9 protein-coding genes are annotated in these 6,838 nt (G+C 59.7%); 3 read left to right on the top strand and 6 right to left on the bottom strand.

Annotated elements, in window-relative coordinates; genetic code table 11:
* The 3 genes from PHX69_RS14525 to PHX69_RS14515 all read left to right on the top strand — a co-directional run.
* The coding region (locus PHX69_RS14525) for a phosphatidylserine decarboxylase (protein WP_288044615.1) at positions 1–268 on the top strand (268 nt) is incomplete at its 5' end.
* Positions 269–314: 46 nt separating this feature from the next.
* Positions 315–572: a GlsB/YeaQ/YmgE family stress response membrane protein gene (locus PHX69_RS14520; protein ID WP_119013171.1), complete on the top strand. Its 258-nt coding sequence runs from the start codon at positions 315–317 to the stop codon at positions 570–572.
* A complete protein-coding gene (locus PHX69_RS14515; protein WP_241524930.1) occupies positions 569–1,096 on the top strand; it encodes a hypothetical protein in 528 nt (175 codons plus the stop codon). Before PHX69_RS14520 ends, PHX69_RS14515 begins: the two co-directional genes overlap by 4 nt.
* Before the next feature lie 227 nt (positions 1,097–1,323).
* Here PHX69_RS14515 and PHX69_RS14510 read toward each other — a convergent pair whose 3' ends face one another.
* From PHX69_RS14510 to PHX69_RS14485, 6 genes are all read right to left on the bottom strand, one after another.
* Positions 1,324–2,286 carry a class I SAM-dependent methyltransferase gene (locus PHX69_RS14510; RefSeq protein WP_288044618.1) on the bottom strand — a complete coding sequence of 321 codons (963 nt, stop codon included), beginning with the start codon at positions 2,284–2,286 and terminating at the stop codon, positions 1,324–1,326.
* Between the two features lie 22 nt (positions 2,287–2,308).
* A complete protein-coding gene (locus tag PHX69_RS14505) occupies positions 2,309–3,916 on the bottom strand; it encodes a type I restriction-modification system subunit M (RefSeq protein WP_288044611.1) in 1,608 nt (535 codons plus the stop codon).
* The gene (locus PHX69_RS14500) at positions 3,913–4,971 is read right to left on the bottom strand and encodes a PDDEXK nuclease domain-containing protein (RefSeq protein WP_288044609.1); all 1,059 of its coding nucleotides are present in this window, start codon (positions 4,969–4,971) and stop codon (positions 3,913–3,915) included. Before PHX69_RS14500 ends, PHX69_RS14505 begins: the two co-directional genes overlap by 4 nt.
* Positions 4,972–5,020: 49 nt before the next feature.
* Positions 5,021–5,626, bottom strand: coding sequence for a protein adenylyltransferase Fic (gene fic, locus PHX69_RS14495; RefSeq protein ID WP_288044607.1), 606 nt, complete (start codon positions 5,624–5,626; stop codon positions 5,021–5,023).
* A complete protein-coding gene (locus PHX69_RS14490) occupies positions 5,617–6,207 on the bottom strand; it encodes a DUF4276 family protein (RefSeq protein WP_288044605.1) in 591 nt (196 codons plus the stop codon). Before PHX69_RS14490 ends, fic begins: the two co-directional genes overlap by 10 nt.
* Positions 6,201–6,838: AAA family ATPase (locus PHX69_RS14485; protein WP_288044603.1), on the bottom strand; the 638-nt coding region annotated here is incomplete at its 5' end. The genes PHX69_RS14490 and PHX69_RS14485, both read right to left, overlap by 7 nt.

Raw genomic sequence — 6,838 nt, 5'->3', positions numbered from 1 at the left:
GGTGCTGGTGGGCGCCACCATCGTGGGCAGCATGGCCACCGTGTGGCACGGCGTGGTCAACCCGCCGCGCACCGGCACCCTGCGCAGCTGGGATTACGCTGGCAAGCCCCCAGTCAAGCTGCGCCAGGGCGATGAAATGGGCCGCTTTTTGCTGGGCTCTACCATCGTGCTGCTGCTGCCCCCGGGCCCGCTGCACTTCAATGCCGACTGGGCACCAGCCCACCCCGTGCGGCTGGGCCAGGCCATGGCCAGCAAGCAGCCACGGTAAGGCTTACCATGCAGCGCATCGCCATGCTTGACAGGAGCTGACCCCCATGATGTCCCTTCTCGGAACCCTTTTCATTGGCCTGATCGTCGGCTTCATTGCCCGCGCCATCAAACCCGGCGACGACAAACTCGGCTGGATCATGACCGCTCTGCTGGGCGTGGCGGGCTCTTTTCTGGCCAGCTACGTGGGCGTGGCCATGGGCTGGTACCGCACGGGCCAGACTGCGGGCTGGATTGCCTCGGTGCTGGGCGCCATTGCGCTGCTGGTGCTCTACGGCATCATCCAACGCACCTCCAACCGATGAACCTCGGCCAGACCACCGCCCAACAGGCTGCTGCACAGGCGGGGCTGCAAGCACAGTCGCCTGCGCTGCACGCCGCCGTGCAGCGCAGCCGGCGCCTGCTGCACCGGCGCGCGCTGGTGGCCGCTGCCGCCAGCGCCGTGCCCGTGCCGGGCCTGGACTGGGCCATGGACGCTGCGCTGCTGTCGCGGCTGCTGCCACAAATCAACGCGCAGTTCGGCCTCACCCCCGAGCAGCTCGATCAGCTCACCCCGCACCAGCGCGAGCAGGTGCAAAAGGCCGTGGCCCTGGTGGGATCGGTGCTGATAGGCAAATTTGTTACCCGCGATCTGGTGCTCAAAGCCGTGCAAACCGTGGGCCTGCGCATGACCAGCAAGCAGGTGGCCAAATTCGTGCCCCTGGCGGGTCAGGCCGTATCGGCGGCGCTGGGCTACGCCACGCTGCGCTACCTGGGCGAGCAGCACATCCAGGACTGCGTGCGCGTGGTGCAGTCAGCGCACCTGGCCCTGCCCGCGCCGGGCCAATAAGCAGCGTCCAGCGGTGCTTTGCACCCAAAACCGCTTCTTTTTTGATAGCTGCTGGCGCCCACCCCACAAGGGATAGAGGCCGATGGGGCCTAAAAACTGATGCCCCATCCCCGGCACAGCCAGCCACGGGCGTTTTCACTTCTTTTTTGATAGCTGCTCGCGCTTATCCTGCAAGGGCTAGAGGCCGATTTGGCTTGAAAAAACTACCGCCCTGACCGCCACCGCCTTCAAGGCAGCTCCGGCGCGCGGTACACCAGCACCTTGAGCGCACGCTGCGCATCCACATCAGCAAAGGCGGGTGGGTTGGCCAGGCGCTCCACCAGCGCCAGCTCAGGCGCCTGGGCCTGCATGTGCTCGTGCAAAAAGTCCACGCCCAACTCGGGCGCATTCAGGCACACCAGCGCGTGGCCGCCGGGCGCCAGCAAATCGGGCAGGCGGCGCAGCAGGCGCGCGTAGTCTTTGGTGGCCACAAAACTGCCCTTCTGGTAGCTGGGCGGATCGACGATCACCAGCCCATACGGCCCGCTGCGGGTGATCTTGCCCCAGCTGCTGAAGATGTCGTGCGCCAAAAAACTCGCCCCCGCCGTGAGGCCGTTGAGCTGGTGGTTTTGCTGCCCCGTGGCGATGGCGCCATGGCCCATGTCCACGTTGACCACGCTTTTGGCGCCCGCCTGCAAGGCCACCACCGAAAACGCACAGGTGTAGGCAAACAGGTTCAGCACCTTGAGGCCGTAGCGGTCATCGCAGCGCGCGGCGGCGTACTCACGCACCCAGCGGCGGCCCTCGGCCATGTCTAAAAACAAGCCGTGGTTCTGGCCGCGCAGCACATGGACGCGGTAGCGCGCCCCCTGCTCCGTCACCACATGCGGCTCGGGCACGCTGCCCGCCATCAGCCGGGTTTCGGTGCGGCCCTGGGTGCGCAGCGCCTCATTGCGGCACTGGAACACCCAGTTCAGCGGCTGGCCCGGCGCCAAAATCTCCCAGCGCTGGGCCAGCGCGGCGCCGATGGTGGCCAGCTGCGCATCGGTGTCGGCGTCGGCGGGCAAAAAGCTGGTGAGCACCAAAACGGGCGGATAGGCATCCAGCACCCAGTGCTCGCAGCCCGGGTGCAGGCCGCCCCGGCCATGGAAGATGCGCTGGGCATCGGTGGGAAGCGGCATCTGGGCGATGGCGTCGAGCAAGGCTTGCATTTGCATAGTGATAGAGGTGTTTTTACGGCAGCGCACGCAGACCCAGCTCCTGCAAAAAGTCGTTGTGCTTGTGCTTGGCCGCTGCGATAGCCTTCTCGATCTCGACCAACTCGGCATGCGTCGCAGCCAAATCAATCTCCGCCTCGCTCACTGCGGTGCTGATATAGCGCGAAATGTTCAGGTTGAAATCGTTCTTCTCAATCTCGGCCATCTCCACCCGGCGTGAGTAACGCGCCTCTTCCTCGCGGAACTGGTAGGTCTTGATGATTTTGGCAATGTGCTCGTCGGTGAGCTGGTTCTGGCGCTTGCCTTTGGCAAAGTGCTCGGCGGCGTTGATGAACAACACATCGTCCGGCTTTTTGCACTTTTTCAGCACCAAGATGCACACAGGAATACCGGTGGAATAGAACAGGTTCGACGGCAAACCAATCACCGTGTCGATGTGGCCGTCCATCAAAAGCTTCTTGCGAATGCGCTCCTCTGCCCCACCCCGGAACAGCACCCCATGCGGCAGGATGATGGCCATCACGCCTTCATCTTTGAGGAAGTGGAAACCGTGCAGCAAAAAGGCAAAATCCGCCGCCGACTTGGGTGCTAATCCATGGCTTTTAAAGCGCACATCGTCCGCCATCGCCTCGTTGGGCTCCCAGCGGTAGCTGAACGGCGGATTGGCCACGATGGCATCAAACGCGGGCTTTTTGGCTGGGTTCAGCTCGCGCAGCATGTCCCAATCGTTGGCCAGCGTGTCGCCGTGGAAGATTTCAAACTCGGTGTCCTTCACCCCGTGCAGCAGCATGTTCATGCGGGCCAGGTTGTAGGTGGTGATGTTTTTCTCTTGGCCGTAAATCTTGCCAATGCCGTGCGGCCCCATGCGCTTGCGCACATTCAGCAACAGCGAACCCGAGCCACAGGCAAAGTCCATCACGCTATCGAGCCGCTGCCGTACGCCGGTGCGTGGCTCCTGGCTGTCCAGCGTGACGATGGTGGAGAGGATGTCCGAGATTTGCTGCGGCGTATAAAACTCGCCCGCCTTCTTACCCGAGCCCGCCGCAAACTGGCCAATCAGGTATTCATACGCATCGCCCAGCGCGTCCACGTTGGTTGAAAAGTCTGCCAACCCTTCCGCAATCTTCTGAATCACCACGCACAGCTTGGCATTGCGCTCGGTGTAGGTCTTGCCCAGCTTGGGCGAGCCCAGGTCAATTTCAGAAAACAGCCCGCCAAACGTGCTCTGAAAAGACTCGGTTTCGATGTATTTGAAGCCCTCTTGCAGTGTGTTGAGCAAGCCCGCGTGCTGCGTGCGCGCCATGTGCGCGATGCTGCTCCACAGGTGCTGCGGCTGCACACAATAGTGAACCTTGCGGCGCATCTGTTTTTCAAACACGGGCACATCGGCGGTGTTGTCGGCATACCAAACGGCCAAGGGCACGCGGCTGTCATCGCTCGCCAGCTTGGGGTAGTCGCTACCCAGCTCTTTTTTGGCGGCGGTTTCGTAGTTGTCCGACAGGTAACGCAGAAACAGGAACGACAGCATGTAGTCGCGGAAATCGTCCGCGTCCATCGCTCCGCGAAGTTGGTCGGCAATGGCCCACAGGGTCTTGCCCAGTTGTATTTGGTTTTGTTCGGTCATGGTTCGTTAGGGTTGTGGTCTTCGCCGCGTGCATCTTGGCGGGCTTCAATTTCTTCACGGTCACGCTGTAGTTCCAGCCGCAATACCTCTTCACTTGGCAACACCAAACGGTATTTGCTGGCAAAAAGCTGCTCGCTGCCGTTGAGCACCGAGTAACGCACGACGGACTTGTCCTTGCTGCCGCACAACAAAATGCCCACTGTGGGGTTGTCGCCCTCGCCCCGGCGCAGGTCGTCGTACATGCGCACATACATGTCTATCTGCCCCACGTCCTGGTGTGTGAGCGGCCCGGTTTTCAGGTCGATCAGCACAAAGCACTTGAGCAGGTAGTTGTAAAACACCAGGTCAATGTAGAAATCTTGCGTTTCGGTGCTGATGCGCTGCTGCCGGGCCACAAAGGCAAAGCCCTTGCCCAGCTCCATCAAAAACTGCTGCAACTTGTCCATTAAGGCCGTTTCCAGCGTGGCCTCCAGCAGGCGGCCCGTATCGGGCAGGCCCAGAAACTCCAGCATCACCGGGTCGCGCACAAAAGCGCGGGGCGACTGCTCCAGCGCGGCCATGTTGGCCTGTGCCTCGGCAGTCACTGCGGCCTTGTCTTGGCTCAGCAGCAGGCGCTCGTAATACAGGCTGCCAATTTGCCGCTCCAACGCGCGGGTGCTCCAGTTGTGGGTGGCCACCTCTTGCATATACCACTGCCGCGCCTCGGCGCTGTCCACCCGCAGCAGCAGGCGGTAGTGCGTCCAGCTCAATTCGTGACGCAGTGCGTCACGTTTTGGAAACGCCTGATAAAAAAGCCTCATATAGCGAAGATTGGAGGCATCAAAGCCCCGCCCAAACTCCGCCGCCAGCACCTGCCCCAACTGCGGCAACAGCCGCTGCCCATAAGCCGCCCGCTGCGCACCACCCTGCTCAAACTCCACAATGTGCTGCCCAATGTGCCAGTAGGTCTGTACTTGCACAGCATCCACCGCCCGCAGCACCTGCTGGCGCGAGTTGGCGATGAGCTGGCGCAGGCTGTCCAGCAATGGGGCAAAGCCTCCCGACGGACTGGCCATGGTGGCCTTGTCTATCGTGCCCCGTTGCTTTGGCGTCTTGCCTGTCATATTACAAATCCTCAACCCGGTATTCGCTATAACCTTCGTAGTAATAGCTCACGTCAACGCCTTTCATGTACAGCTCGCGGTCGTTGATTTTGTCGGTCAAGGCATTTTTCAGCAGGTGTTTGATTTCAATATCTTTGACAACGCTGCGCTCCATGGCCGACAAATAATCGGCCTTATCCACCGCATTCCAGTCAATCACCTGTTGAATTCCTTTTTTCAGCATCAAGTCCAGCCAGATGCGCGTGGCGCGCCCGTTGCCCTCTCTAAATGGATGGGCAACATTCATTTCCACGTATTTTTCAACGATCTGATCAAAATTTTGCTGGGGCATGGCACTGATGTGCTCCAGCGCTTGCTGCAAATACATGACGGGGGCAAACCGAAAATTGCCTTTGGCCAGATTCACATCGCGAACCTGCCCGGCAAACTCATACACCTCGCCAAACAGATAGGCATGGATAGTCGCCAGCCCAGCAAAGGTGCCCACTTCTACGTTGTGAATGTCGCCACTTTCAAACAACTGCTTGGCCTTTTGCTTGCTCAGTTTTTCTTCTGCCCGGTTGAGCTCCACCTGGCTGGTCAGCTGAAGTTTGTTGCCTAAGACCATGGCATGCCACCCAGTGCAACCAGTCCATCACGAAAAGCCTTGGCACTAGGGCAGGCCGGATGTGCTGCTGCCCGATCAAGCTCGTATCGCAGCGCCACGCCACACATTTTTTTCGCAAAAATGACCTTGTTGCTGCCTGGCCCCCTGGAACCATGTGCCTTAGCCACTTCCTTCAGCCGATCCCATGGCATTCCAGGCGTTTGCTCTGGTGCGGTTTCAAAAAACTCTGGTGCGTTCAGCCAACGGCGCATCGCATCGGTATCGGCCAGAAACCAGGCCTCCAGCGCTTTCACCGCAATGAAAATCAAGTTTGTGTGCTCTGTGGTGATGCGGGCTTTGACCGTTTCCACATCTGCCGCATCCTCTAGGTCCGTCAAAATCACGATGTGGTCGGGTTGGCTGCGTTCAATTTGCGCCAACATGGGCTTGATATGGTGCGGCAGCAAATTTCCGCCCCCTTTGGCATTGATCACGGGGCTACAAATTTCGAGGCCCTGACTACCGGCCCACTTTTTGAATCCTGCGGACTCGATCAGAACTTTTTCGGAATCCCCTTCAACGATAAAACCCACTTTCACCATGGCAGGCCCCCATCAAACATATTCATCAGCCATGCCGTGTCCAGGTTCAGGCCATCCAATGCCGCACTGCTTTGCGCCGCATTTTTGGCAACCGTTTTTCCATCCACCTTATTCACCAGCCACAACTCACTCACCGTAGAGGCGCGAACCAAAGACTCACTGTGCGTTGTCACAAACACCGGGTGCTCAATGCTTGCGTTTTGGCGCATCAAGTCCACCAAAGCCTCGATGCCTTTAGGGTGCAGCCCGCGTTCCGGCTCTTCGATCAGGGTAATGCCATGTTTTTTGGCACGACTGAGCACCGCCGTCATGATGCACAGCGCGTAAATCGTTCCATCCGAAATCAGGTTCGCAGGAAAGTGCGCTCGGGTACCCTCTTCCTTGAATTTAATCACCGTACCGCCACTCAGCCGATCTGGCTCGGCACGAACCTGCTCCATGCACGGCACCAACAGGTTCATCCATTCCATCACCTGCGTGCGGAAATTCTCATCCTCCTCAAGCTTCGCGAGCATCGTTGCCACGTTATGCCCGTTGGGGTGCAATGCGGTGGCATCTGCGCTGGAACCATCAGGCTCTTTGGCACCCATGGGGTCAAAGCGGAAAACCTCGACATTGGTCAAATAGTCGT

The sequence above is a fragment of the Simplicispira sp. genome (genome assembly GCF_028687295.1).
GTDB lineage: Bacteria > Pseudomonadota > Gammaproteobacteria > Burkholderiales > Burkholderiaceae_C > Simplicispira > Simplicispira metamorpha.
This window is presented reverse-complemented; position numbering and strand designations above follow the sequence as displayed.

Coding starts and splice junctions, on each gene's coding strand:
- PHX69_RS14520 (WP_119013171.1), top strand. CDS start 315: ATGATGTCCCTTCTCGGAACCCTTTTCATTGGCCTGATCGTCGGCTTC.
- PHX69_RS14515 (WP_241524930.1), top strand. CDS start 569: ATGAACCTCGGCCAGACCACCGCCCAACAGGCTGCTGCACAGGCGGGG.
- PHX69_RS14510 (WP_288044618.1), bottom strand. CDS start 2,286: ATGCAAGCCTTGCTCGACGCCATCGCCCAGATGCCGCTTCCCACCGAT.
- PHX69_RS14505 (WP_288044611.1), bottom strand. CDS start 3,916: ATGACCGAACAAAACCAAATACAACTGGGCAAGACCCTGTGGGCCATT.
- PHX69_RS14500 (WP_288044609.1), bottom strand. CDS start 4,971: ATGGCCAGTCCGTCGGGAGGCTTTGCCCCATTGCTGGACAGCCTGCGC.
- fic (WP_288044607.1), bottom strand. CDS start 5,626: ATGGTCTTAGGCAACAAACTTCAGCTGACCAGCCAGGTGGAGCTCAAC.
- PHX69_RS14490 (WP_288044605.1), bottom strand. CDS start 6,207: ATGGTGAAAGTGGGTTTTATCGTTGAAGGGGATTCCGAAAAAGTTCTG.